The 24,380-nt window shown below is 75.0% G+C and carries 23 protein-coding genes; 16 read left to right on the top strand and 7 right to left on the bottom strand.

The window, feature by feature from the left end:
• Positions 1–94 precede the first annotated feature (94 nt).
• From GA0070603_RS23775 to glmM, 7 genes are all read left to right on the top strand, one after another.
• Entirely contained in the window at positions 95–790 is a 696-nt protein-coding gene (locus GA0070603_RS23775; RefSeq protein ID WP_091318056.1) for a class I SAM-dependent methyltransferase, read from the top strand.
• A gap of 78 nt (positions 791–868) precedes the next feature.
• Complete coding sequence (locus GA0070603_RS23780) at positions 869–1,129, top strand: DUF6364 family protein (RefSeq protein ID WP_091318059.1); 261 nt, start codon at positions 869–871, stop codon at positions 1,127–1,129.
• Positions 1,119–1,412: a type II toxin-antitoxin system PemK/MazF family toxin gene (locus GA0070603_RS23785; RefSeq protein WP_091318061.1), complete on the top strand. Its 294-nt coding sequence runs from the start codon at positions 1,119–1,121 to the stop codon at positions 1,410–1,412. The genes GA0070603_RS23780 and GA0070603_RS23785 overlap by 11 nt, the downstream gene beginning before the upstream one ends.
• Positions 1,413–1,535: 123 nt before the next feature.
• Positions 1,536–2,909, top strand: coding sequence for a nitrate/nitrite transporter (locus GA0070603_RS23790; RefSeq protein ID WP_091318064.1), 1,374 nt, complete (start codon positions 1,536–1,538; stop codon positions 2,907–2,909).
• A gap of 191 nt (positions 2,910–3,100) precedes the next feature.
• Entirely contained in the window at positions 3,101–3,544 is a 444-nt protein-coding gene (gene rplM, locus GA0070603_RS23795; protein ID WP_091318066.1) for a 50S ribosomal protein L13, read from the top strand.
• A 20-nt stretch (positions 3,545–3,564) separates the two neighbouring features.
• Positions 3,565–4,029 carry a 30S ribosomal protein S9 gene (rpsI, locus tag GA0070603_RS23800; RefSeq protein WP_091318068.1) on the top strand — a complete coding sequence of 155 codons (465 nt, stop codon included), beginning with the start codon at positions 3,565–3,567 and terminating at the stop codon, positions 4,027–4,029.
• Positions 4,030–4,149: 120 nt separating this feature from the next.
• Positions 4,150–5,505 (top strand): phosphoglucosamine mutase, encoded by a 1,356-nt coding sequence (gene glmM / locus GA0070603_RS23805; protein ID WP_091318070.1) that lies wholly within the window; start codon positions 4,150–4,152, stop codon positions 5,503–5,505.
• A gap of 4 nt (positions 5,506–5,509) precedes the next feature.
• Here glmM and GA0070603_RS23810 read toward each other — a convergent pair whose 3' ends face one another.
• Complete coding sequence (locus GA0070603_RS23810; protein ID WP_091318073.1) at positions 5,510–6,256, bottom strand: ABC transporter ATP-binding protein; 747 nt, start codon at positions 6,254–6,256, stop codon at positions 5,510–5,512.
• A gap of 2 nt (positions 6,257–6,258) precedes the next feature.
• The gene (locus GA0070603_RS23815; protein ID WP_139131926.1) at positions 6,259–9,066 is read right to left on the bottom strand and encodes an FtsX-like permease family protein; all 2,808 of its coding nucleotides are present in this window, start codon (positions 9,064–9,066) and stop codon (positions 6,259–6,261) included.
• Between the two features lie 98 nt (positions 9,067–9,164).
• Between GA0070603_RS23815 and GA0070603_RS23820 the strand changes: the two genes are divergently transcribed.
• Positions 9,165–9,770, top strand: a complete 606-nt coding sequence (locus GA0070603_RS23820) for a PadR family transcriptional regulator (protein ID WP_139131927.1) — start codon at positions 9,165–9,167, stop codon at positions 9,768–9,770.
• Between the two features lie 132 nt (positions 9,771–9,902).
• Here the strand turns inward: GA0070603_RS23820 and GA0070603_RS23825 are convergent, their stop codons facing one another.
• Genes GA0070603_RS23825 through GA0070603_RS32160 form a run of 3 tightly spaced genes read right to left on the bottom strand, consistent with a single transcriptional unit; the run spans position 9,903 to position 12,754 of the window.
• On the bottom strand, positions 9,903–11,012 hold the full coding sequence (locus tag GA0070603_RS23825; RefSeq protein WP_091318081.1) for a threonine aldolase family protein: 1,110 nt from the start codon (positions 11,010–11,012) through the stop codon (positions 9,903–9,905).
• On the bottom strand, positions 11,009–12,196 hold the full coding sequence (locus GA0070603_RS23830) for a pyridoxal phosphate-dependent aminotransferase (RefSeq protein WP_091318084.1): 1,188 nt from the start codon (positions 12,194–12,196) through the stop codon (positions 11,009–11,011). The genes GA0070603_RS23825 and GA0070603_RS23830 overlap by 4 nt, the downstream gene beginning before the upstream one ends.
• Positions 12,197–12,256: 60 nt before the next feature.
• The gene (locus GA0070603_RS32160; protein WP_244282596.1) at positions 12,257–12,754 is read right to left on the bottom strand and encodes an MmpS family transport accessory protein; all 498 of its coding nucleotides are present in this window, start codon (positions 12,752–12,754) and stop codon (positions 12,257–12,259) included.
• Positions 12,755–13,665: 911 nt separating this feature from the next.
• Here GA0070603_RS32160 and glmS point away from each other — a divergent pair.
• Positions 13,666–15,579 (top strand): glutamine--fructose-6-phosphate transaminase (isomerizing), encoded by a 1,914-nt coding sequence (glmS, locus tag GA0070603_RS23840; protein WP_091318090.1) that lies wholly within the window; start codon positions 13,666–13,668, stop codon positions 15,577–15,579.
• A 136-nt stretch (positions 15,580–15,715) separates the two neighbouring features.
• On the opposite strand, the gene GA0070603_RS23845 is transcribed toward glmS, so the two are convergent.
• Positions 15,716–17,386: an alpha/beta hydrolase gene (locus GA0070603_RS23845; RefSeq protein ID WP_244282597.1), complete on the bottom strand. Its 1,671-nt coding sequence runs from the start codon at positions 17,384–17,386 to the stop codon at positions 15,716–15,718.
• Entirely contained in the window at positions 17,383–17,679 is a 297-nt protein-coding gene (locus tag GA0070603_RS23850; RefSeq protein ID WP_091318096.1) for a type VII secretion target, read from the bottom strand. Before GA0070603_RS23850 ends, GA0070603_RS23845 begins: the two co-directional genes overlap by 4 nt.
• A gap of 159 nt (positions 17,680–17,838) precedes the next feature.
• On the opposite strand from GA0070603_RS23850, the gene GA0070603_RS23855 reads away from it, so the two are divergent.
• The 7 genes from GA0070603_RS23855 to GA0070603_RS23885 all read left to right on the top strand — a co-directional run bounded on the left by GA0070603_RS23855 (position 17,839) and on the right by GA0070603_RS23885 (position 24,276).
• Complete coding sequence (locus GA0070603_RS23855; RefSeq protein ID WP_091318098.1) at positions 17,839–18,207, top strand: holo-ACP synthase; 369 nt, start codon at positions 17,839–17,841, stop codon at positions 18,205–18,207.
• A 64-nt stretch (positions 18,208–18,271) separates the two neighbouring features.
• Positions 18,272–19,741 (top strand): NAD(P)H-hydrate dehydratase, encoded by a 1,470-nt coding sequence (locus GA0070603_RS23860; protein WP_091318100.1) that lies wholly within the window; start codon positions 18,272–18,274, stop codon positions 19,739–19,741.
• Positions 19,742–19,847: 106 nt separating this feature from the next.
• Positions 19,848–20,966, top strand: coding sequence for an alanine racemase (alr, locus tag GA0070603_RS23865; protein WP_091318102.1), 1,119 nt, complete (start codon positions 19,848–19,850; stop codon positions 20,964–20,966).
• On the top strand, positions 20,963–22,054 hold the full coding sequence (locus GA0070603_RS23870; RefSeq protein WP_091318105.1) for an alpha/beta fold hydrolase: 1,092 nt from the start codon (positions 20,963–20,965) through the stop codon (positions 22,052–22,054). Before alr ends, GA0070603_RS23870 begins: the two co-directional genes overlap by 4 nt.
• A gap of 61 nt (positions 22,055–22,115) precedes the next feature.
• The gene (tsaE, locus tag GA0070603_RS23875) at positions 22,116–22,586 is read left to right on the top strand and encodes a tRNA (adenosine(37)-N6)-threonylcarbamoyltransferase complex ATPase subunit type 1 TsaE (RefSeq protein WP_208863070.1); all 471 of its coding nucleotides are present in this window, start codon (positions 22,116–22,118) and stop codon (positions 22,584–22,586) included.
• Between the two features lie 61 nt (positions 22,587–22,647).
• Positions 22,648–23,349 carry a uracil-DNA glycosylase gene (gene ung / locus GA0070603_RS23880; RefSeq protein ID WP_091318110.1) on the top strand — a complete coding sequence of 234 codons (702 nt, stop codon included), beginning with the start codon at positions 22,648–22,650 and terminating at the stop codon, positions 23,347–23,349.
• 78 nt (positions 23,350–23,427) lie between these two features.
• Entirely contained in the window at positions 23,428–24,276 is an 849-nt protein-coding gene (locus tag GA0070603_RS23885; protein ID WP_244282598.1) for a maleylpyruvate isomerase N-terminal domain-containing protein, read from the top strand.
• Positions 24,277–24,380: the final 104 nt, after the last annotated feature.

The following is a 24,380-nucleotide window of genomic DNA, read 5'->3' on the forward strand; positions in this document are numbered from 1 at the left end:
TCCTGTCAAGAGCACCTCACACCGCACGGGAGTGACGGACCGGTCGGCAGGGCTTAGAATGTGAGACAAGAATCTCGGATTGTGGGAGGCGCGCATGAGTGTGGCGGACGCGTTCGACGCGGTGGCGGGAAGCTACGACGCGGCCCGGCGCCGGCTCGTGCCCTGCTTCGACGCCTTCTACGGCACGGCCGTCGAGGTGGCCGCGCCGCCGCTGCGGGCGGCGCTCGCGTCGGGGCGTACCCCCGAGGTGCTGGACCTGGGCGCGGGCACCGGCCTGCTCTCCCTGCTGCTGGCCGCGGCGGTCCCCGGGGTCCGGCTCACCCTTGTCGACGCCGCGCCCGGCATGCTGGCGGTCGCCACCGGGCACCTGGCCGCCCGCGGGGTGCCGCACCGCACGGTGCTCGCCGACCTGGCCGACCCGCTGCCCGCCGGCCGGTACGACGCGGTGGTCTCCGCGCTGGCCATCCACCACCTGGACGACGACGGCAAGCGGGCGCTCTACCGGCGGGCGGCCGAGGCGCTGGCCCCCGGCGGCGTCCTCGTCAACGCCGAGCAGGTGGCCGGCCCGACCCCCGCGCTCGACCGGCGCTACGACGAGGTCTGGACGGCCCGGATCACCGAGCTGGGCTCGGACGCGGCGGAGATCGCCGGCGCCCGCGAGCGGATGCGGCACGACCGGCCGGCCCCGGTGACCGACCAGTGCCGCTGGCTCGCCGAGGCCGGCCTGGTCGACGTGGACTGCTTCTTCAAGGAGTGGCGGTTCGCGGTCTTCGGGGGTCGCCGTCCCTGAGCGTGGCCTAGTGTCCGGTTCGGCGACCGGTGCGAGCGGGGATGACTGGCGGTCATACCGGTGGGTAATCTGTCCGGCATGACCGCCAAGGTGACACTGTCGTTCTCCGACGAGACGATCGAGGAGGCGCGCCGGTTCGCCAAGCGGGAAGGGCTCTCCCTCTCCGCCTGGATGGACCGGGCCGCCCGGGAGAAGGCGCTGCGCGAGGTCTTCACCGCGCACGCCGAGGCGGTCGCCCGTGCCGGCCTGGACCTGGAGTCCGCCGCGCTGGCCGACGCCCAGGAGGCCGCGCTGGTCGACGACGCGCTGTTCGGCGGCGGGCGGCCGAGTGCTGCGTAGGGGAGAGGTCTGGCGCATCTCCGGCGCCCGGGAACGGCTCGGCCTGGTCATCAGCTCCGACGTCTACAACTCCACAGCCGTGCCGATCGTGATCGTCGTCGAGGTGGTCGAGGAGTCGCTGCTGCGCGACTCGCCCCTGGCCGTGCCGATGGGCGGCTACGTGGTGATGCCCGACCGGCTCTCCTCGCCCATGAAGAAGTGGTTCACCGAGTGCGTGGACGTGGCCGACACCGAGACCATGCAACGGGTGGCCCGCGCTTTGCGCATCCTCCAGGAGATCTGAGGAGCTTCACGGCCGCCCGGCGGCGGACGTGCGATCTCCGTTTCCGGGCCGACGCGCGGCGGGCACGGCCGGGAAACCGCCCGTTCCTAGCGTCCCTCTCGTCACCGACGAGGAGGAGTCGCCGTGAGCACGCTCGCTTCCCCCACCACCCTGGCGCCGGCCGCCACCGGCCGCGCGGGACGGATCACCGAATGGCGCCCGGAGGATCCGGAGTTCTGGGCCACGACCGGGGCGCCGGTCGCCCGCCGCAACCTGTACGTCTCGATCTTCGCCGAGCATGTCGGCTTCTCCGTGTGGAGCCTCTGGTCGGTGATGGTTCTCTTCCTCGGCCCCGAGTACGGCATCGACCCGGCCGGGAAGTTCCTGCTCACCGCCGTGCCGGCCGCGCTGGGCGCGGTGCTGCGGCTGCCGTACACCCTGGCGGTGGCCCGGTTCGGCGGGCGGAACTGGACCATCGTGAGCGCGCTGCTGCTCCTGGTGCCCGCGGTGCCCATGGCGGTGCTGATCGAGCCCGGCGTGTCGTACGCCACGCTCATGGTCCTGGGCTGCCTGACCGGCGTGGGCGGCGGCAACTTCGCCTCGTCCATGGCGAACATCAACCTGTTCTTCCCGGACCGGCTCAAGGGCCGGGCGCTCGGGCTCAACGCCGGCGGCGGCAACCTCGGCGTGCCGGCCGTGCAGCTCGTCGGGCTGGCGGTGCTGGCCACCGCCGGCGCCGCGTACCCCCGGCTGGTGCCGGCGGTCTACCTGCCGCTGATCGTGGTCGCGGCGCTGGCCGCGGCGCGCTGGCTGGACAACGTCCCGGGTGCGCGCAACGAGCCCGGCGCGCTGCGCGCGGCGGCCCGCGACCCGCACACCTGGGTGATGTCCCTGCTCTACATCGGCACCTTCGGCTCGTTCATCGGCTTCGGGTTCGCCTTCGGCCAGGTGCTCCAGCTCCAGTTCCACGACCGGTTCCCCACCCCTGTCGACGCCGCCTGGCTGACCTTCCTCGGGCCGCTCATCGGCTCGCTGATCCGGCCGTTCGGTGGCCAGCTCGCCGACCGGCTCGGCGGGGCCCGGGTCACCTTCTGGAACTTCGTGGCAATGGCCGCCGGCGCGGGGCTGGTGCTCTTCGCCGCCCGGGACCGGTCCTTCCCGCTCTACCTGGCCGGGTTCCTGGCGCTCTTCGTCTTCTCCGGGATCGGCAACGGGTCGACGTACAAGATGATCCCGGCGATCTTCCGGGCCCGGGCCGCCGCCGAGGCGGAGCTGACCGGGGACCGGGAGGCGGCCGAGCGGCGGGCCCGGCGGCTCTCCGGGGCGTTGATCGGCATCGCGGGGGCGGTCGGCGCCTCGGGCGGGGTGCTGGTGAACGTGGCGTTCCGGCAGTCGTTCCTGACCGCCGGCACCGCCGACGCCGCCTACCTGGCCTTCATCGCCTGGTACGCGCTCTGCTTCCTGGTGACCTGGGTGGTGTACCTGCGGCCGGGGCCGCGTAAGCTGGCCGGCGTGTGACCTCCGCCATGGGAAAGGCGCAGGCCACGCGGGGTGGCACCCCGTTTTGACCTGCCGCCGGGCGGCCGGGTATCGTTGCCTGCTGTTGTACGACATTCTTAGGCGTGCCGCATCAGGTACGCTTGGTCGTTCGTGCGCGCCTGGTCACCTCGGCGCGCGACCCCAGACCGACGACGAGACAAGGTAGACCTGTGCGTACGTACAGCCCGAAGCCGGGTGAGATCGAGCGTCAGTGGCACGTCATCGACGCCTCTGATGTCGTGCTGGGCCGCCTCGCGACCCACGCCGCCACGCTGCTGCGTGGTAAGCACAAGCCGACTTTCGCGCCGCACGTCGACACGGGCGACTTCGTCGTCATCGTGAACGCGGGCAAGGTCGCGCTGACCGGCAACAAGCGCCAGACCAAGGTCGCTTACCGCCACTCCGGCTACCCGGGTGGTCTGAAGCAGGTCGGCTACGACGAGCTGCTGACCAAGCGGCCCGAGCGGGCCATCGAGCTGGCCGTGAAGGGCATGCTCCCGCACAACAAGCTGGGCCGCCAGATTCTCAAGAAGCTGAAGGTCTACGCCGGTGCCGAGCACCCGCACGGCGCGCAGCAGCCGGTGCCGTTCGAGATCAAGCAGATCGCGCAGTGAGCGCGGGCGAAGGAAGCAGCATGACCGACATCACCGCCACCGAGGTCGCCCCCGAGGCCACCGAGGCGCCGGCGCCCGTCGCGCGCGCGCCTCGTGGCGACCGCCCGATCCAGACCGTGGGTCGCCGCAAGGAGGCCATCGTCCGGGTCCGCATCGTCCCGGGCAGCGGCAAGATCACCTGCAACGGCCGCGACCTCGAGACCTACTTCCCGAGCAAGGTGCACCAGCAGCTCATCAAGGACCCGCTGGTCACCGCCGAGAAGCCCGAGGCCTTCGACGTGATCGCCAACCTGCGGGGCGGCGGCACCACCGGCCAGGCCGGCGCGCTGCGGCTCGCCATCGCCCGGGCGCTGATCGTCAGCGAGCCCGACGACCGCCCGGCCCTCAAGAAGGCCGGCTTCCTGACCCGTGACGCCCGGGTCAAGGAGAGCAAGAAGTACGGCCTCAAGAAGGCCCGTAAGGCTCCCCAGTACTCGAAGCGCTGATCACCACCAGCGCCGTGTACTTCTGACGGACGGCCGGGTCCGCCTCCCCACTTCCCGGGGAGGTGGCCCGGCCGTTCCGTTTCTCTCCTCACAACGGCAGTCCATCGGAGGTTGGCGGGTATGGGCCGGTTGTTCGGCACGGACGGCGTACGCGGGCGGGCGAACGCGGATCTCACCCCGGAGTTGGCGCTCGCGGTGGCGGTGGCCGCCGCCCACACGCTGGCCGAGACGGACAAGAGCCATCCGCCGCTCGCCGTGGTGGGCCGGGACACCCGGGCCAGCGGCGAGATGCTGGAGGCCGCCGTGGTCGCCGGGCTGACCAGCGCCGGCGCCAACGTGGTCCGGGTCGGCGTGCTGCCCACCCCCGCGGTCGCGTTCCTCACCGCCGAGGCCAAGGCCGACCTGGGCGTCATGCTCTCCGCCTCGCACAACCCGATGCCGGACAACGGCATCAAGCTCTTCGCCGCCGGCGGGCACAAGCTGCCCGACGAAATCGAGATGCGGATCGAGGCGGCCGTCGAGGCGAACGCCACCACCGCCTGGGAGCGCCCGATCGGCGCCGGGGTCGGCCGGGTGCACGACCTGCTCGACGGCGCGGACCACTACGTCCAGCACCTGGTCGGCACCGTGCCGCACCGGCTGGACGGCATCAAGGTCGTGGTCGACTGCGCCAACGGCGCGGCCGCCGACGTCGCCCCGGTGGCGTACCGGGAGGCCGGCGCCGAGGTGATCGCCATCTACGCCGAGCCGGACGGCCTGAACATCAACGACGAGTGCGGCTCCAACCACATCGACGCGCTGCGCGCCGCCGTGGTCGAGCACGGCGCGCACCTCGGCATCGCCCACGACGGTGACGCCGACCGCTGCGTCGCGGTCACCGCCGACGGCGAGGAGGTCGACGGCGACCAGGTCATGGCGATCCTCGCCCTGGCCATGCGGGAGGCCGGCGAGCTGACCCAGGACACCCTGGTCGCCACCGTGATGAGCAACCTCGGCCTGCGGCTGGCCATGTCCGCGCAGGGCATCCGGCTCGTCGAGACCAAGGTCGGCGACAGGTACGTGCTGGAGGAGTTGCGCGCCTCCGGCCTGGCGCTGGGCGGCGAGCAGAGCGGGCACATCGTGATGCCCGCGTACGCGACCACGGGCGACGGTGTGCTCACCGGGCTGCACCTGATGTCCCGGATGGCGCAGACCGGGCAGTCGCTGGCCGAGCTGGCGTCGGTGGTGACCAAGCTGCCCCAGGTGCTGATCAACGTGCCGGTGGGCGACCGCACCGTGGGCGCCGCCGCGCCGGCCGTCCGCGCCGAGGTGGAGCGGGCCGAGGCCGAGTTGGGCGAGACCGGCCGGGTACTGCTCCGCCCCTCGGGCACCGAGCCGCTGGTCCGCGTCATGGTCGAGGCCGCCACCGAGGCGACCGCCCGGGCCGTCGCCGAGCGCATCGCCGATCAGGTGCGCAGCGCCAGCCCGGCGGCCTGACCCGCTACAGACGCAGCCGTGTGACCCGGTCGTAGGTGTCGGCCGGGTCCTCGCCGTCGGTGAGGTCGACGTCCTCGACGACCCGGCCGTCGCCGAGGCGGACCAGGCGGTCGCACCGGGCGGCGACGGCCTGTTCGTGAGTGGCGAGCAGGATCGTCATCCCGTGCCGGTCGCGCAGGTCGAGCAGCAGGTCGAGGATCTGGGCGCCGGTGGTCGAGTCGAGGTTGCCGGTCGGCTCGTCGGCCAGCAGGAGTCGGGGCGCGCCCATCAGGGCCCGGGCGATCGCCACCCGCTGCTGCTGGCCACCGGAGAGCTGGGCGGGCAGCGCGCGTTCCCGGCCGGCGAGCCCCACCGCCTCCAGCAACTCCCGCGCGCGGGCCGCGTGGTCGGCGCGGCCCCGACGGGGCAGCACCGGAGCGATCACGTTGTCCAGCACGGTCAGCGCGGGCAGCAGGTGGTAGCGCTGGAAGACGAAGCCGACCCGCTGGCGGTACCGGGCCAGCGCCGCCCGGCGCAGCGTGGTGACCTCCACGTCGTCGACCGTCACCGATCCCCGGTCGGCCTGCTCGATGGCGCCGATCAGGTGCAGCAGGGTGGACTTGCCGGAGCCGCTCGGCCCGGTCAGCGCCACCACCGACCCCGCCGCCACGTCCAGCGACACGTCGTCGACGGCGGTGAGCCGCTCGGTGCCGCTGCGGAACTGCCGGACCAGTCCGGCGGTGCGTACCGTACTGCCCGTCGTCGCGTCCATGGTCACTCCTCTGCCAGCAGTCGTGCGGTGGGAAGGCGGCGCAGCAGCGCGGCCGGGACGAGTGCCGCCAGGCAGGTGACGAGCACCCCGGCCAGCGCCACGGCGGCGGCCACGGCCACCAGCGCGGCCGGCACGTCGCCGACCAGCCAGGCCGCTCCGCCGAGCCCGAGGCCGGCGCCGGTGACCGCGCCGAGCACGCCGAGCAGGAAGCCCTCGTAGCCGACCAGGCGGCCCAGCGCGGCGTCGGTCCAGCCGGTGGCGCGCAGCGTGGCCAGCTCGGCGGCGCGGTCCCGGATGTTCAGGTAGAGCACGTCGGCGACCGCGCCGGCCCCGAGCAGCACCGTGGCCACCGCCGCGAGGGCGTCCGCCCCGCGCACGCTGAGCGACACGGTGTCACCGAGCAGGCTGCCCACGATCGCGCCCCGGAAGGCGTACGCGGTGGCGGCGACGAGGGTCAGCGCGGCCACCCCGATGGCCAGCGCGCCCGCGCCGAGGACGGTGCGGCCCGGGGTCCGGGCCAGGTTCACCAGGGCCAGGCCGGCCAGGGTGCGTGGCCGGCGTACCCACCGGGCGCTGGCCACCGGCGGGCGCAGGGTGGCGGCCGGGTGGGCGCGCGCGGCCCGCAGCGCCGGCGCCAGGCCGGCGACCAGCGCCAGCAGCAGAGCCACCGGTACGGCGAGCAGCGCCCGTTCCCAGTCGACGCGTATACCCAGGGCGGCGCCGAGCGGGAAGGCGAGGCCGACCGCCAGCACCCCGGCGGCCAGGCCCAGTGTGGCGACCTCGCCGAGGAGGAGCGCGCCGATCCGGCGGGCCGGCCAGCCGAGGCAGGCGAGCACCGCCAGCTCCGGCCGGCGGTCCCGGACGGCGGCGGAGACCGCGTTGCCGAGGAAGAGCACGCAGACCACCAGCACCAGCAGGAAGAGCGCGGCGCTCTTGCGGTCGACGGCCTTCGTGATGGTGGAGGCGACGCCCAGTGCGGACCAGTTCTCGGTCAGCCGCAGCTCGGGGCGGCCGAACGCGCCGGCCGGCAGCTCCACGCTCTGCGGCGCGGGGGAGGAGCCGAGCGTGATGTCGACGTCGAGGCCGGTGGCCTGGGTGATCCGCTCGGCGATCAGCCGGACCCGCTCGGCGGAGCGCTCGCTGTAGCCGTCGACGTCCGCCACCCGTACCCGGATCGCGCTGATCGGCGCGGTGCGCTGCGGGCTCGCGCTGCCCTCCAGGAATTCGGAGACGCCGGCCAGGGTGGTCAGCAGCAGCGGCGGGGCGGAGAGGTAGCCGGCCGGGTTGCCGCTCGGCTCCAGTGGTCGCCCGCCCAGCGCGGTGCGGCTGCGGTCGTCGGCGCCCTGCGCCACCGGCGGCTCGTACGTCTCCAGCGGGACCTTGCCCAGGTCGTTGAAGCCGGTGAGCTCCTCCGGGTCGAACACGCCCACGGACTGCCACCCCCGCACGTCCAGGGTGCGCGACATGTGCAGTTCGGTCAGTGGGCGGAACGGGGTGTCGTCGGTCAACCAGGGGCGGCTGAGCAGGGTCGAGACCCGGCGATCGTCGTAGACACCGGACCTGGGGGCGGTCCTGGCGTGCAGGGCGCCGTCCGGTAGTTGGTCGTACCCGGTCTGACCGGGCTGGACGATTCGCTGGAGCTGCCCCCAGCAGCACTTTCCACGGCCCTGGCCGGCGGCGAGCTGCGCCCGGTACGCGTCCGCCGAGTCGCGTTCGGTGCCTCCGGCCGGCACGGCAGGCGCACCACGCAACGTCTGAGCCAGCTTGTCCGGGAAGACATCGGCGATGCTGCCCCGGGGCGTGATCCGGGTCCAGGTCGTGCGGATCGTGCCGTCCAGGTATGGGCGGGCGCTGACCAGCACGGGGAGGGTCTGGCTGCGCGTACTTCCCGAGCTCGTCGTCCGGAGTGTGTCGGCCGAGGTCAGCGGGCGGCCGTCCACCACCGTGGCGGAGAGCCCGACCAGCCGCTGCTCGGCATCCGGGTCGACGGCCGCGAGCAGGAACGGCACCGGCCGCCGCAGTGTGACGACCAGCCGGTCGGACAACCGGGACGGCGGCGCCCCTTGTGCGGCCCGGTTCGCCGTCTCGAAGCGCCCGTCGGGCAGCAGCCGGAACGCGTCGACCGACCAGGTCTGCCGCTCGCTGAAGGCGTCCGGGGTGGCGCCCTGGTACCAGCCCGGGTCGCAGATCGGCCCGCTCCGCCCGCCCGGCAGCACCTCCCGAGGCGCGTCGCCGCACAGTTGCGAGTCGTAGCTGCGGCCGTCGCTGTAGGGGATGGCGTCGGAGGTGAACCCCTGGTTCTGCGGGTAGAGCAGCGGGTGCTTCGTGACGTAGACGTAGACCGGGTCGGCCGGGGCGTGGGTGAGGCCCCGCTCGGCGAGGAAGGTCCGGTCCACGCGGATGACCTGGCGGTCCAGCGACCGGTCGACCGCGTCGGTCAGGTCGACGGGCACGCGGAGCTCCGTGGTGGAGTAGCCGAGCATCGCGATCGGGGCGGCGACGTCGATCCCGTCAACGGCCTTCACCTGTTCGTACTGGGCGGTCGTGATGCCGCCGTAGAGCCCGGACAGGTAGTTGGGCCGGACGAGTCGCCGCTCCGCCTCCAGCGGGGTCCGCGTCCCCTTCGGACGGACCAGGATGTCGTACGCGGCGCGCGTGTTCCGCTCGACGGTGCCGGTGACGGCGAGCCGTGAGGTGGTGGTGGCGCCCGTCAGGACGACGAAGCCGGTGGTCGCCACCAGCACGCCGGCCAGCAGCGCCACCGACCGTCCCGCACGGCCACGAAGCTGCCCCCAGATGACGTGGAACATGTCGCGCCTCCCCGTGTGCTGACCACACTGTGCGCGATACATTGTGACAATGCAAGGCCCCGCACGGGTGCCTGTCCGGAACCGGATCGGAGGAGACGGTGGCGATCCAGCACGCGGTCCTGGCCCTGCTCGCCCGCGGCCCCAGCTACGGCTACGAGCTCAAGGGCGCCTTCGAGGCGGCGGTCGGACCGCAGTGGGGCCCGCTCAACATCGGGCACCTCTACCAGATCCTCGACCGGCTCTCCCGCGACGACCTCGTGGTTGCCGAGCGGCACGCCCAGCCGGTGAAGCCGGACCGGGTGGTCTACGAGATCACCCCGGCCGGCCGGGCCGAGCTGGACCGCTGGCTCGCCGAACCCAGCCCGCGCAGCGGCGGGTTCCGGGACGACTTCTTCCTGAAGATCACCGCCGCGGCCCGGTCCGGCGAGGCTGCCGTGGTCCGGACCGTGCTCGCGAACCAGCGCGCCCACCTGCTGCGGGAACTGCGCAACCTCGACACGTTGCGCCGTCGTTCCGAGGACCCCGTGGTCCGGCTGCTGCTCTCGGCCGCCAGCCGCCACGTCGAGGCCGACCTGGCCTTCGTCGACGACGCCGAGTCGGCGCTGCTCGCCGACGGGGGCGCGGCACTCCGGACGCTTGCGGCGCAACGGCCCGGCCCGGCGACGCCGGCAGCCGGTCCCGGCCCGGCACATGCCGCCGGCTGACCGCTGCCGGGTGCTGCCCAGCTCGCATCGGGGGCCCGGGGACGTGCCGCGGGCTGACCGCTACCGGGTCGAGGGCTGCCCAGCTCGCACCCCGCCGGTCCCGGCACGGGCAGGTGGGTCGTCAGGCCGCGGTCAGCGCGAGGCCACCCGGCGGAGGAACCGGTCGGCCAGGTCGAGGATCTGGTCGGCGTCCAGCTCCAGGGCCGGGCCCGCCACCGTCACCTCGGTCAGCGCCAGGCCCGGCACCTCGGTGTCCCGCCAGCCGCCCGCGAACCACGCCTTCTCCTCCTCCGCGAGGGCGAGGTTGGCCGCGTTCAGGTCCTCCGCGGGGTGCGGCAGCCAGAGGCGGAACTGGTGGGTGTGCGGCGGCGCCGGGTGGACCCGCGCGCCGGGCAGGGCGGACAGCGCCTCCGCCACCCGCTTCGCGTGCGCCACGTAGCCGGCCAGCCGGGGCAGCTCCCGCTCCAGGCCGGCCAGCGCGGCGAGGGCCGCCGGCCACTGCTGGAACAGGGTGCCCCCGTAGCGGTGCCGCCAGGCGCGGGCGTACCGGACCAGCTCGGCGTCGCCGGCCAGCGCCGCCCCGGAGTGGCCGCCGAGGGACTTGTAGAACGAGACGTACGTGCTGTCGGCCAGGGCCGCGATCTCCGCCGCCGAGTGCCCCAGGTGGACGGTGGACTCCCACAGCCGGGCCCCGTCCAGGTGCACCCGGGCGCCCCGCTCCCGGGCGGCGCCGACCACCGCGACCAGCTCGTCCCAGGTCGGCAGGACGAAGCCGGCGTCCCGCAGCGGCAGCTCCAGGAACAGGGTGCCGATCGGCTCGTCGAGCGCGGCCACCTCCTCGGCCGTCGGGTTGCGCGGCGCCTCCGTGGTCCGCACCGCCCGCAGCCCGCCGAGCACCGCGTACGCGTCGCGCTCGTGCAGCAGCGGGTGGCTGAGCGGGTGCAGGCCGACCGCCTCCCGGCCGGTCAGCTCGGCGCCGTGGCGCATCGCCACCTGCTGGGCCATCGTGCCGGTGGGGAAGAAGGCGGCCGCCTCCGTGCCGAGCAGCCCGGCGACCCGGCGCTCCAGCTCCTCGACCGCCCCGCCCTCGCCGTAGAAGTCGGGCAGCAGGTCCTCCGGCACGGCCGCGCCGAGCGCCGTGAGCTGCTCCCGCACGGAGGCCGGCCGGACGCCGGAGAGCACCGTGCCGCAGTCGCGCTGGGCGGCGAGCCGGCGCATCCGGTCGGCGTACGAGTCGGTCATCCGTCCTCCCTGAGCCGGCGCAGCCGGGTGACCGCCTCGGCCAGCACCTCGGGCCGCTTGCAGAACGCGAACCGGACCAGTCGCCGGCCCGCCTCCGCGTCGTCGTAGAAGACCTGCGTCGGCACCGCCACCACGCCGCAGCGCTCCGGCAGCGACCGGCAGAACTCCACCCCGTCCCGCCCGCCGAGCGGCGTGACGTCGGCGGTGACGAAGTATGTCCCCTCCGGCGCGAGCACGCCGAACCCGGCGTCGGTGAGGCCGGCGACGAGCTGGTCCCGCCGCCGCTGCATCCCCTCCCGGAAGTCGGCGAAGTAGGCGTCCGGCAGGCCGAGCGCCACGGCCACGGCCGGTTGCAGCGGGCCGGCGTTGACGAAGGTGAGGAACTGCTTCACCCGCAGCACCGCGGCGACCAGCGGCGCCGGGCCACTCACCCAGCCGACCTTCCAGCCGGTGCAGGAGAACGTCTTGCCGGCCGAGGAGATGCGCAGGGTCCGCTCGCGCATGCCGGGGAACGTCGCCAGCGGCAGGTGCGGGGCGGCGGCGTCGGTGAAGACCAGGTGCTCGTAGACCTCGTCGGTGACCGCGTACGCGCCGTGCTCCTGGCACAGCTCGGCCACCAGGGCCAGCTCGTCGGCAGTGAAGACCTTGCCGGTCGGGTTGTGCGGGGTGTTCAGCAGCACCAGCCGCGTACGCGGCCCGAACGCCGCCCGCAGCTCCGCCGGGTCGAAGGCGTAGCGGCCGTCGGCGCCGGGACGCAGCGTCACCGGGCGGCGGACCGCGCCGGCCAGGGCGATCGAGGCCGCGTACGAGTCGTAGTAGGGCTCGAAGCACACCACCTCGTCGCCCGGCTCGCAGAGAGCGAGGATGCTCGCCGCGATCGCCTCGGTGGCGCCCGCGGTCACCACGATCTCGCCGTCCGGGTCGTACTCCAGGCCCCAGAACCGGCGCTGGTGGGCCGCGACGGCCGCGCGCAGCGCCGGGATGCCCGGACCCGGCGGGTACTGGTTGTGGCCGGACCGCAGCGCCTCGGCGGCCGCGGCGAGCATCTCCGGCGGCCCGTCGGTGTCCGGGAAGCCCTGCCCGAGGTTGACCGCGCCGGTGCGCACGGCCAGCGCCGACATCTCGGCGAAGATGGTGGTGCCGAACGGCCGCATCCGGGCCACCAGCGGATCGGTCGTCGTCACGCCGGCCAGCCTACGGCCCGGCGCCGACGCCGCAAGACCACCGCCGACGCGCCGGCGGCGTCACCACCCGAAACAGGTCGCTATCCCTCCCGTCGCGCTCGAATCCCGGGAGACGACCTTCCCGTTGATGGTGATCCGGCAGGTCACCCCGTCGCGGCTCTGGTTGTCGGCCAGGGCGACGATCTGCACCTGTTTCCGGTCGTTGGCGGTGAACGCCAGCCGCCACGGTGGCTGCATACCGTCCACGTGGAGGAAGTCGCCGTTGGCGTCGTAGAAGTCGACGTTCGCGGCTCCGGTGCCGGTGATCTCGTACACCACAGTGAAGCGGCCCCGCCCGCCCGACGGGGTGATGGCGGGGACCGGCGGCGCGGCCACCGTGGGGGTGGGTTCCCCGGCGGGGCTGCCGTCCGGCTCATCGAAGTCCGGCTCGTCGAACTCCGGGTCGTACGGCTGCCCGGAGGTGGTCGAGTCGTCGACGAAGCTGCCCAGCACGCCCAGGCCGACGCAGCCGCAGAAGGCGAGCACCAGGGCGATGACCACGGTCACCACGACGGGCACGACCCACCCGCCGCCCGACCGGGGCGGCGCCGCCGCGGGGTACGCGTACGGCGGCGGGTAGCCGGCCGGCGGCCAACCCGGCCCCGGGGCGCCGCCGGGCCAGGGCGGCACGGGCGGGGCGCCGGCCGGGCCCGGCGTCGGGACGGCCGGGCGCGGCGTGCCGCCCGGGGCGTGCGGATCGGGAGTCGCCGTCCAGCCGGCCGCCCCCGGGAATGCCGTCGGATCCCCGCCGGCACCGGGCGGCGGAGCTGTTCCGGGTGCGCCCGGCACCGCCGGTCCCGCCGGTCCCGCCGGGCCCCACGGGTTCGGAGTCCCGCCGGGCGCGGCCGGTCCCGGTTGGTCCCACGGGTTCGGAGTCCCGCCGGGCGCGGCCGGTCCCGGTTGGTCCCACGGGTTCGGTGCCCCGCCGGGCGCGGCGGACGCGGGCGGGCCCCACGGGCTCGGGGTCCACGGAGCCGGCGCCCAGGGGGCGGGCGGCGCCCAGGGCTGCGGGGCGGTGAGCGGGTCCGGCGGCGTCCAGGTCGTGGGCTCCGGGGCGGCCGGCGGTGCGGTCGGGTCGCTCGGGCCGGTGCTGTGCCCCGGCTCGGGGGTGGGGGTCGTGCTGTGCCCCGGCTCGGGGGTGGGGGTCGTCTCGGACATCGGCTCAGCTCGCAGGGGACGGCGCGGACGACCGCGGGAGGGGCGGGGCCGGGGGTCGCCCCGACCGGGGCCCTCAATGTACGGCCCGACGACCAGCCGCACGTACCCGCGCGGTGCCGGCCCGGGTCCCGCCGGACACGCTTCGGTCCGCCGGACTGCCTGGGTGGTTTGTCCGATCCTCTTCATCCGCTCACCGGTTCGCTCAAATTCAGTGATCGTTTACCGGACTTCCGAGCACGCGCAATGAGCGAAACTGGGTTAGGCTGCGGACCATGTGTGGAATCGTGGGTTACGCCGGTGCGCGCCCGGCGCTCGGCATCGTGCTGGACGGACTGCGGCGGCTGGAGTACCGCGGCTACGACTCGGCGGGCGTCGCGGTCGTCTGCGACGACGAGCTGCTGATCGAGAAGAAGGCGGGCAAGCTGGCCAACCTGGAGAAGGTGCTGGCCGAGCGCGCCGCCACCGACCCGGAGTCCTGCGCGGCCAGCCCGATCGGCATCGGCGACGGCACCACAAGCATCGGCCACACCCGGTGGGCCACCCACGGCGGCCCGACCGACCGCAACGCCCACCCGCACCTCTCCCCGGACGGCCGGGTCGCCGTGATCCACAACGGCATCATCGAGAACTTCGCGAAGCTCCGCGCCGAGCTGGAGGCCGACGGCGTCGAGTTCGCCAGCGACACCGACACCGAGTGCGCCGCACACCTGCTCGCCCGCTCCCTGGCCGACCTGCGCTCGGCCGGCGAGGTCGACAGCCCGCAGCTGCTCGCCTCCGCCATGCGGCTGGTCTGCCAGCGGCTGGAGGGCGCCTTCACGCTCCTCGCCGTCGACGCCGGCATCCCCGGCGCGGTGGTCGGCGCCCGGCGCAACTCGCCCCTCGTGGTCGGCCGCGGTGACGGCGAGAACTACCTGGCCAGCGACGTGGCCGCGTTCATCGAGCACACCCGCGACGCGGTCGAGCTGGGCCAGGACCAGATCGTCCTGATCACGCCGGAGAGCATCGAGATCACCGACTTCGCCGGCCAGCCCGCGACCGGCAAGGACTTCCACATCGACTGGGACTCGTCGGCCGCCGAGAAGGGTGGCTACGACTGGTTCATGCTCAAGGAGATCGAGGAGCAGCCGCAGGCCATCGCCGACACGCTGCTCGGCCGGCTCACCGAGAGCGGCGAGATCGCGCTCGACGAGGTGCGCCTCAGCGAGCAGGACCTGCGCGACGTCGACAAGATCTTCATCGTGGCCTGCGGCACCTCCTACCACGCCGGCCTGGTCGCCAAGTACGCCATCGAGCACTGGACCCGCATCCCCTGCGAGGTGGAGCTGGCCAGCGAGTTCCGCTACCGCGACCCGGTGCTGGACCGGTCCACGCTGATCGTGGTGATCTCGCAGTCCGGCGAGACCATGGACACGCTGATGGCGCTGCGCCACGCCAAGGATCAGAAGGCCCGCGTGCTGGCCATCTGCAACACCAACGGCTCCACCATCCCGCGCGAGTCCGACGCGGTGCTCTACACGCACGGCGGCCCGGAGATCGCGGTGGCGTCCACCAAGGCGTTCCTCACCCAGGTCGTCGCCTGTTACCTGATCGGGCTGCACCTCGCCCAGGTGCGCGGGATCAAGTTCGCCGACGAGGTCGGCGCCGTCGTGGCCCAGCTCCAGGAGATGCCCGCCAAGCTGCGCGAGCTGCTGGACCGGATCGAGCCGGTCCGCGAGCTGGGGCGTGAGCTGAAGTCCGAGCCGACGGTGCTGTTCATCGGGCGGCACGTGGGCTACCCGGTCGCCCTCGAAGGCGCGCTGAAGCTCAAGGAGCTGGCGTACATGCACGCCGAGGGCTTCGCGGCCGGCGAGCTGAAGCACGGCCCGATCTCGCTGATCGACAAGGGCACGCCGGTCATCTGCATCGTGCCGTCGCCGGTCGGCCGGGGCATGCTGCACGACAAGGTCGTCTCCAACATCCAGGAGGTGCGCGCCCGTGGCGCCCGCACCATCGTGATCGCGGAGGAGGGCGACGAGGCGGTGGTCCGCTACGCCGACCACCTGATCTACGTGCCGCGCACGCCCACGCTGCTGGCCCCGCTGGTGACCACGGTGCCGCTCCAGGTGCTCGCCGCCGAGATCGCCGCCGCCCGCGGGCACGACGTCGACCAGCCCCGGAACCTGGCCAAGTCGGTCACCGTCGAGTAGTCGACCCGGTCGCGGCCCCTCCGTCCCGCGGCGGAGGGGCCGCGCCGTGTCCGGTGATCGCGGGCGGCGTCGACGCGGGCGATCGAGGAGAGCGCGGCGGTCGGCGGCGCCGGCTCGCCGGCCAACGGCGTCGCGGTCATCGGCCCAGCACGACCCGGGCCATCCCGTCCAGAGCGGGGTTGCCGGGATCCCAGTAGCCGGCGTGCCCGTGGCGCCCGCTGGGGAAGCGCCGGCCGCCGAAACCGGGAGTGCTCGGGTCGGTGCCGAACCAGAGCCGGTCGTCGTGCGGGTCGAGCAGCGCCGCGGCCCGGCCGAGCGGCGTGCCGCCCAGCAGGGCCCGGCGGGCCAGCTCCTCGGGCGGCCGGGCCAGCCGGATCACGTCGTCCGGCGCGGTGGCGGCCCAGACCTGGCCGGGCGACACCCGCAGCTCGGCCGCGTGGTCCACGCCGACGCCGGGGGAGCCGACGAAGACCAGCGCGTCGGCGCCCAGCCCGTGGTCGCGGGCAGCGGTGCCCACCACCAGCGAGCCGTAGCTGTGCCCGAGCACGGTCTGCCGGGCCGGCGGCCCCTCGTGCGAGGCGCGCAGCCCCTCCTGGAACCGGTGCAGGGCCGGACCGGCGTCCGCGGCCTGGCGGCCGCGCGCCGCCTCGGGCAGGAAGTCCGGTGCGTCGTAGTCCAGCCAGAGCACGGCCGCCGCCTCCGTGCCCGGCCCCAGGGCCGCGCACCGGTCCAGCACCCGGGCGGCCCGGCCCAGCTCGGCCGGTGCGTCGGCGAGGTCCGCGGTCATCCCCGGCACGTACGTCAGCACCGCGCCGGCCCGGTCCGGGTTGCCGAGCGCCACCACCGCCCGCCCGTCCCCGGCCGGATCCAACCCCAGCAGGTACGCCCGCGGCGCGACCGGGGCGGCCAGCCGCTCGCCCAGCCCGTCGAGGCCGCGCAGCGCCGCCTCCACCCCGGCGAGCCGGGCCAGCCGGGCCAGTTCGAGCGGACCGGCCGGCAGCGGGCGCAGCAGCCCGGCGCGCCGCTCCAGCAGCTCGGCCCGGCGCCGGGCCAGCAGCAGCCGGTTGGCCTGGTCGCGGGCCGCCACCGGCACCCCGTCGAGGCGGCCGACCCGGTCCGGCTCGTGGCTGACCAGCCAGCGGCGCTCGGCCGGGGTGAGGCCGGCCCACCAGCGGCTCACCTCGGCCGGTCCGGCCCCCGGTGCGGGCCGCCAGGCCGGCGGGACGCTCACCCAGCCGGTCACCGCCGCCGACGCCAGCTCCGCCAGCCGGCCGGCCGCCTCCCGGTCTGCCGCGCCGGCCAGCGCCAGCGCGCCGTGGATCTCGGCGCCCGCCCGCACCACGGCCGGGCCGACCAGGGCGGCCGGTCGGGGACGGGCGGGATCGGGCCGCACCGTCCCGGCCCGGTCCACCAGCAGGCCGCCCGCCTCGGCCTGTGCCACGGCGGCGCCGAGCCGGGCCTTGGCCGCGCCCACCCGGGCGGCGAACTCGGCGAGCACCTGGTCGACCTCGATCATCGCGGGCAGCAGGTCGGTGAGGTCGGTGCGCAGCTCGCCGATCCGCCCCCGCGCGGTGGCCGAGGCCGTGCCGGACCAGCCGGGACGCAGCGCGCCGATCCGGGCGGTCAGCCCGTCGACCCGGCGCCGCACCGGGCCGGTCAGCCCCCGCCAGGCCGCGCCCGCGGCGGCCCAGGCACCCCGGTCGGCGCGCCAGAGCTGCGCGTAGCCCACCGGCACGGCCTCCACCGCCCGCTCCGACCGCCCGGCCGGCATCCGCCCGGGTGTGCGAAGCACCGCCTGCCCGCTCACCGGGGGATTGCGGCGAGCCGGCGGGCCGCCCGCTCGTCCACCGCCTCGTAGCCGTCGGCGGCAGCCCGGACCGCCTCCGCGGTGGCCGCCAGCCGGGCGGCCAAAGACCCGCACCAGCGCTGCACCCCGGCCTCCAGCTCGGCCAGCGCCACCCCGGCCCCCCAGCCGTCGGCCGGCACCACCAGCCCCGGCTCGGCGGCCGGCCCGCAAGCCAGCCGGTGCGCGTCGTCGGCCAGCTCCCGGGCCACCCCACGCAACAGCTCGGGCTCGACGCTGAACGGTTCCTCGGCCACGGCGACCTCCCTGCACCCCGACGGACATCCGGGACGCTAGGGCTCGACGTACCGCCCGCACCGGCCCTGTGGACAACCGCCGGCGCGCCGGATTCCGGGTTTTCCACAGGCGTTCTCCACCGCCGCTCCCGGGCCCCGACCGCCGGTAGGGTGAGGTCCGTGATCGTGGCTGTCGGCATCGACGTGGTGCTGGTGGACCGGTTCGCCCGGTCCCTGGCGCGCACGCCGCTGCTCGCCGACCGCCTCTTCACCGAGGCCGAGCGCTACACCCGCGCCGGCAACCCGCGCTCGCCGGAGTCGATGGCCGCCCGGTTCGCGGCCAAGGAGGCGGTGGCCAAGGCGCTCGGCGCGCCGGCCGGGCTGAACTGGCACGACTGCGAGGTCGTGCCCGACCCGGAGGGCCGGCCCTGGCTGACCGTCTCCGGCACGGTGGCCGCCGCGGCGGCCGAGCGCGGGATCAACCGCTGGCACCTGTCGTTGTCGCACGACGGCGGGATCGCGTCGGCCATGGTGGTCGCGGAACGGTGAGCCGACCCGGCGGGCCGGTCGGCCGCTCCGGGACGAACGGGACGAACGGACGGGACGGAGTGGCATGAGACCGGTGTGGCGGGTCGCGGACGTACGCGCGGCGGAGGCGGGCCTGATGGCCACCCTGCCGCCCGGGGCGCTGATGCAGCGGGCCGCCGCGGGCCTGGCCCGCCGCTGCGCGCTGCTGCTCGGCGAGCGGGGCGGCGTCTACGGCGCCCGGGTGCTGCTGCTGATCGGCTCCGGCGACAACGGCGGCGACACGCTCTACGCGGGCGCGCACCTGGCCCGGCGGGGCGCGGCGGTCGACGCCCTGCTGCTCACCCCGGGCCGGGCGCACGCCGACGGGCTGGCCGCGCTCCGGGCGGCCGGCGGGCGCGTGGTCGACCGGCCGCCGGCCGTGGTCGACCTGGTGCTCGACGGCATCGTCGGGATCGGCGGCACCGGCGGGCTCCGGGAGACCGCCGACCAGCTCGCCGCGAGCCTGGCCGAGCGCAGCGGGCGGGACGGCGCCCGGGCCACGGTGGTCGCGGTGGACGTGCCGAGCGGCGTCGCCGTGGACACCGGGCACGTGCCGCTCACCGCCTCCGGCCGGCCCTGCGCGGTCCGCGCCGACGTGACGGTCACCTTCGGCGCGCTGAAGCCGGCCCTGGTGGTCGGCCCGGCCGCGCCGCTCGCCGGGCACGTCGAGCTGGTCGACATCGGGCTGGCGCCGTGGCTGCGCGGCACCCCCGCCCTGCGCGTCACCGAGTGGTCCGACGTTGTCGACTGGTGGCCCCGGCTCGGCCCGTCCTCGGAGAAGTACAGCCGGGGCGTGGTCGGCGTGGCGACCGGCTCGGCCACCTACCCGGGCGCGGCGGTGCTCTCGGTGAGCGGCGCGTTGGCCGGCCCCACCGGCATGGTCCGCTACGCGGGCGGTGCCCGGGCGGAGGTGCTGCACCAGCACCCGTCGGTGATCGCCACCGACCGGGTCGCCGACGCCGGCCGGGTGCAGGCGTGGATCTGCGGCTCGGGGCTGGGCACCGGCGACGAGTCCGCCGCCGAGCTGCGCGCGGTGCTCGCCGCGCCGGTGCCGGTGGTGCTCGACGCCGACGCGCTCACCCTGCTTGTCGACGGCAAGCTGGCGGACCGGCTGCGCGGGCGGGACGCCCCGATCGTGGTGACCCCGCACGACCGCGAGTACGCCCGGCTCTGCGGCGAGTCCCCGGGCGCGGACCGGGTCGGAGCGGCGCTGCGGCTGGCCGCCTGGATGAACGCGGTGGTGCTGCTCAAGGGCGACCGCACGATCATCGGCATCCCGGACGGCCGGGCCTACGTCAACCCGACCGGCACGCCGGTGCTGGCCACCGGGGGCACCGGCGACGTGCTGGCCGGGCTGCTCGGCTCGCTGCTCGCCGCCGGGCTGGCGCCGGAGCGGGCGGCCGCCGCGGCCGCGTACCTGCACGGGCTGGCCGGCCGCGAGGCGGCGCGCGGCGGTCCGGTGACCGCGCCCGACGTGGCGATCGCGCTCCGCCCGGTCCTGGCCCGGCTGGGCTGAACGCCCAGGTTGCCGGGGCTGCACGTGGCGGCGACCGCCGGCGCGGGGGCGACCGGCCCCGCGGCTCAGGGCCACGGTGATCACGGACGGAAGTAGGCTGAGGGGCATGTGGCAGTCGGAGGTGCGCGTCGACCTGGACGCGATCCGGGAGAACGTGGCCCGGCTCAAGTCGGGCACCAGCGCCGAGCTGATGGCGGTGGTCAAGGCCGACGGCTACGGTCACGGCATGGTGCCGGCGGCCAACGCGGCGCTCGACGCCGGCGCGGACTGGCTCGGCGTCTGCACCCTCGACGAGGCGCTCCTGCTGCGCCAGGAGGGGGTCACCGCGCCCGTGCTGGCCTGGCTGCTCGATCCGGGGCTGCCGCTGCACGACGGGATCGCGGTCGGCGTGGACCTGGGCTGCGCCAGCCTCACCCAGCTCGACGAGATGGTCGAGGCGGGCCGGCGGGCGGAGCGCCCGGCCCGGCTGCACCTCAAGATCGACACCGGGCTGTCGCGCGGCGGGGCCACCGTCGCCGACTGGCCGGCGCTGCTGGAGGCCGCCGCGAAGGCCCAGGCCGACGGCCTGGTCGAGGTGGTCGGCGTGTGGAGCCACTTCGTGTACGCGGACTCGCCCGGCCACCCCACCACCGACCGCCAGTTGGCGGTGTTCCACGAGGGGCTGGAGATGGTGGAGCGGGCCGGGCTGCGCCCCCGCTACCGGCACCTGGCCAACTCGGCGGCCACGCTGACCCGCCCGGACACCCACTTCGACCTGGTCCGCCCCGGCCTGGCGGTCTACGGCCTCTCCCCGATCGAGGGCGAGCAGTTCGGCCTGCGCCCGGCGATGACCGCCCGGGCCCGGGTGATGCTCACCAAGCGGGTCCCGGCCGGCACCGGTGTGTCGTACGGCCACGCCTACCTCACCAAGGAGGAGGCGAACCTGGCGGTCGTCCCGCTCGGCTACGCCGACGGGGTGCCCCGGCACGCCTCGAACACCGGCCCGGTGCAGCTCGCCGGCAAGCGGCGGACCATCTCGGGCCGGGTCTGCATGGACCAGTTCGTGGTCGACTGCGGCGAGGACGAGGTGGCCGCCGGTGACGTGGCCGTCCTCTTCGGCAGCGGCGCGGACGGCGAGCCCACGGCCGACGACTGGGCCGAGGCGGTCGGCACCATCAACTACGAGATCGTGACCCGGTTCGGCGGCGTCCGGGTGCCGCGCGTCTACGACGGCGAGCGCCCATGAGTCAGCGCTTCCGGATCCCCCGGCCGCGCACCGCCGCGGGTCGGGTCGCCGGTGTGGTGGGCGCCGCGGTCGGCGTCGCCGCCGCCGGGCTCGCCGCAGGGGTGGTGAGCGAGCGGGTCCTGGTCCGCCGCCTCAAGGCCGACCCCACCGATCCGTACGCGGACGAGGTGTTCGGCGAGCAGCGGTTCGACGAGTCGTACCTGCTGGAGATGCCGCGCGGCACCGACATCCACGTGGAGGTGGTCGAGCCGACCCGGCCGGTCGCCGGGCACCCGACCGTGGTGCTGGTGCACGGCTTCTGCCTGGACATGGGCACGTTCCACTTCCAGCGCAAGATGCTGGCCGCGCGCGGCGACTACCGCATCGTCGCCTACGACCAGCCCGGGCACGGCCGCTCCGGGAAGCTGGAGGGCGGCGACTACGACCTGGCCGCGCTGGGTCACACCCTGCGCCGGGTGATCGACAAGGTGGCGCCGGAGGGGCCGCTGGTGCTGGTCGGCCACTCGATGGGCGGTATGACGATCATGGCGCTGGCCGAGCTCTACCCGGAGCTGTTCGGCGACCGGGTGGTCGGCACGGTGCTGATGGCCACGTCGGGCGGGCTGCTCGCGGAGACCAAGCTGGTGGCGCCCGCGCTGCTCGGCCGGGTCGGCGCGCCGGTGATCTACATGATGAGCAACGCCACCCGCTACGGCGGCACGGTGATCGACAAGGCCCGCAGGTCGACCTCCAACGTGGCGTGGCTGCTCACCCGCAAGTACGGCTTCGGCACCCCGAAGCCCAGCCCGGCCCTGGTGTCGTACGTCGAGACGATGAACTCCCGCACCTCGGCCGACACGGTCACCCGCTACCTGCGGACCCTGGCCACCCACTCGCGTTTCCCGGCGCTGGCCGCGCTGGCCGGCACGCCGGTGCTGGTGATCGTGGGGGACAAGGACATGATCACGCCGGTGACCCACTCCGAGGAGATCGTCCGGCGGCTGCCGCACGCGGAGTTCGTGAAGATCCACGACAGCGGGCACGTGGTGATGCTGGAGCACGCCGACGAGGTGAACGCGGCGCTGGAGAGGTTCCTGGAGTCGCTGTGAGCGCGAGGAGTGAGCCGGGGTTGCGAGCCCCGCAGTCGCGAGCCGAGGTGGCACTGTGATCGTGGAGTTGAAGACGGTCGACGACACCCACGAGTTCGGTCGCCGGCTGGCCGGGGTGCTGCGCGTCGGTGACCTGCTGCTGCTCAGCGGCCCACTGGGCGCCGGCAAGACCGCGCTCACGCAGGGCATCGGCGCCGGTCTCGGTGTGCGCGGCGACATCACCTCGCCGACCTTCGTGATCGCCCGCGTGCACCGGCCGGACCCGGCCCGGGGTGGCCGGGTGACCCTGGTGCACGCCGACGCGTACCGGCTGGGTGAGTCGGCCGACCCGCGCGCCGAGATCGACGACCTGGACCTGGACGCCTCGGTCGACGAGGCGGTCACCGTTGTCGAGTGGGGCGAGGGGATGGTCGAGCAGCTCGTCGACGCCCACCTGCGGGTCCGCATCGACAGGCGGGACGACGACACCCGGGTGGTCACCCTGGAGCCGGTGGGCGGCGACTGGGCGCGGCGGTTGGCCGCCCTGGACTGACCGCTGTCGTACCCGCTGCCTACAGTTCCGGGGACCGATCAGACGTGGTGAAAGGTTGCCGATGCCCGACGACGCCCCCACCCTCGACCTGCTGGCGCTGCTGCCCGACGCCTGGCGCGCGGCGCTCACGCCGCACCTCGACCCGGCCCGCACCGCGGCGCTGGCCGAGTTCGTCGCCGCGGAATACGCCGCCGGGGCGGTCTTCCCGCCGGTCGAGGACCTGTTCTCGGCCTACCGGCTGTGCGGGCCGGAGCAGACCCGGGTGCTGATCCTCGGGCAGGACCCCTACCACAAGGCGGGGCAGGCGCACGGGCTGAGCTTCAGCGTGCGCGACCGGGTGGCGGTGCCGCCGTCGCTGCGCAACGTCTTCAAGGAGCTGGCCGAGGACCTGGGCGTGCCGAAGCCGGCCGGCGGCAACCTGAGCGGCTGGGCGGCGCAGGGGGTGCTGCTGCTCAACGCGGTGCTCACCGTCCGGCAGGCCACCCCGGGCTCGCACGCCAACAAGGGCTGGGAGGAGTTCACCGACGCCACCATCCGGGCCCTCGACGCGCTGGACCAGCGCGTGGTCTTCCTGCTCTGGGGCGGCTACGCGCGCAAGAAGGCCGCCCTGGTCACCAACCCGAACCACGTGGTGCTGGAGGCCGGCCACCCGAGCCCCATGAACCCGCGCGGCTTCCTGGGCAGTCGGCCGTTCAGCGCGGCCAACAAGGCGCTCGCCGACGCCGGCCTGCCCACCATCGACTGGGAGCGCACCGCCGGCTGACCATCGACGCAGGGCTATCGTTCCGTGGCGCACGGTAGTAGGCTCTGCCCCGTTCGCGCCCGGAGCGGGGAGGTGGCGGTGTCGGCGACCATCACGTCGGACGGCTGGTCGACGGCGCCGGCGGCGCTGGCGGAGACCGCCGACCGGTTCCTGGCGCTGGCCCGCTCGGTTCCGCCCGAGACCATGGTCACCGCCGACTGGACGGCCGCCGAGACCCTGGCCCACCTGGCCTCGGTGGCCTGGCTCTACGTCGGGCTGGTCGACCCGGCCGGCGAGCCGCTGCCGGTCCCCGGGCTGGGCGAGCGGCTTCCGCTGGTCACCGTCGACACCGTGGCGGACGCCAACGACCTGGTGCTGCGGCACCTGACCGAGCGCGATCCGGCGCACCTGCTCGACCGGTTGCGCCGCGACGTCGACCGGCTGCTGGCGGTGAGCGCCGACCGCAGCCCCGACGAGGTGGTGCCCTGGCTCGGTGACGCCCGGGTCCCGCTCCCCGGCCTCCTCGCCCACCTGGTCAACGAACTGCTGCTGCACGGGTGGGACCTGGCCCGGGCGACCGGCCGGCCGTGGTCGGTCCCGTCCCGCGACGCGGTGCTCTTCCTCGATCTCTTCCTGGCCGGGGTGGTCCGGCACGGCTACGGTCGGTTGCTCGACGGGGTGGATCCGCCGCGCCGCCGGATCGTGGTGCGGTTCGTCTCGGCGTACGCGGCGCCGCTGACGCTCGCGCTGGCCGACGGTCGGGTGCGGATCGCCGCCCCGGACGAGCGGCCGGACGTGCGGGTCCGCTTCGACCCGGCGACGCTCAACCTCATGATGTTCGGGCGGATCAGCCGGGCCCGCGCCGTGCTCACCGGGCGGGTCCGCGTCGCCGGCCCCCGCCCCTGGCTGCTGCCCGGGTTCCTCAAGGTCTTCCGCACCCCGAGCTGAGCCGTCACGCGGCCTCCGGGCTCAGCCGCGACGCGCACCCCGGGCTGAGCGATGAGGCGGGAGGGGCGTCACCGGCGGTAACCGGGGCGGCGACTAGGCTCGCA

The organism is Micromonospora chersina, assembly GCF_900091475.1.
Lineage (GTDB): Bacteria > Actinomycetota > Actinomycetes > Mycobacteriales > Micromonosporaceae > Micromonospora > Micromonospora chersina.

Coding starts and splice junctions, on each gene's coding strand:
- GA0070603_RS23775 (WP_091318056.1), top strand. CDS start 95: ATGAGTGTGGCGGACGCGTTCGACGCGGTGGCGGGAAGCTACGACGCG.
- GA0070603_RS23780 (WP_091318059.1), top strand. CDS start 869: ATGACCGCCAAGGTGACACTGTCGTTCTCCGACGAGACGATCGAGGAG.
- rpsI (WP_091318068.1), top strand. CDS start 3,565: ATGACCGACATCACCGCCACCGAGGTCGCCCCCGAGGCCACCGAGGCG.
- glmM (WP_091318070.1), top strand. CDS start 4,150: ATGGGCCGGTTGTTCGGCACGGACGGCGTACGCGGGCGGGCGAACGCG.
- GA0070603_RS23810 (WP_091318073.1), bottom strand. CDS start 6,256: ATGGACGCGACGACGGGCAGTACGGTACGCACCGCCGGACTGGTCCGG.
- GA0070603_RS23815 (WP_139131926.1), bottom strand. CDS start 9,066: ATGTTCCACGTCATCTGGGGGCAGCTTCGTGGCCGTGCGGGACGGTCG.
- GA0070603_RS23825 (WP_091318081.1), bottom strand. CDS start 11,012: ATGACCGACTCGTACGCCGACCGGATGCGCCGGCTCGCCGCCCAGCGC.
- glmS (WP_091318090.1), top strand. CDS start 13,666: ATGTGTGGAATCGTGGGTTACGCCGGTGCGCGCCCGGCGCTCGGCATC.
- GA0070603_RS23860 (WP_091318100.1), top strand. CDS start 18,272: ATGAGACCGGTGTGGCGGGTCGCGGACGTACGCGCGGCGGAGGCGGGC.
- alr (WP_091318102.1), top strand. CDS start 19,848: ATGTGGCAGTCGGAGGTGCGCGTCGACCTGGACGCGATCCGGGAGAAC.
- GA0070603_RS23870 (WP_091318105.1), top strand. CDS start 20,963: ATGAGTCAGCGCTTCCGGATCCCCCGGCCGCGCACCGCCGCGGGTCGG.
- ung (WP_091318110.1), top strand. CDS start 22,648: ATGCCCGACGACGCCCCCACCCTCGACCTGCTGGCGCTGCTGCCCGAC.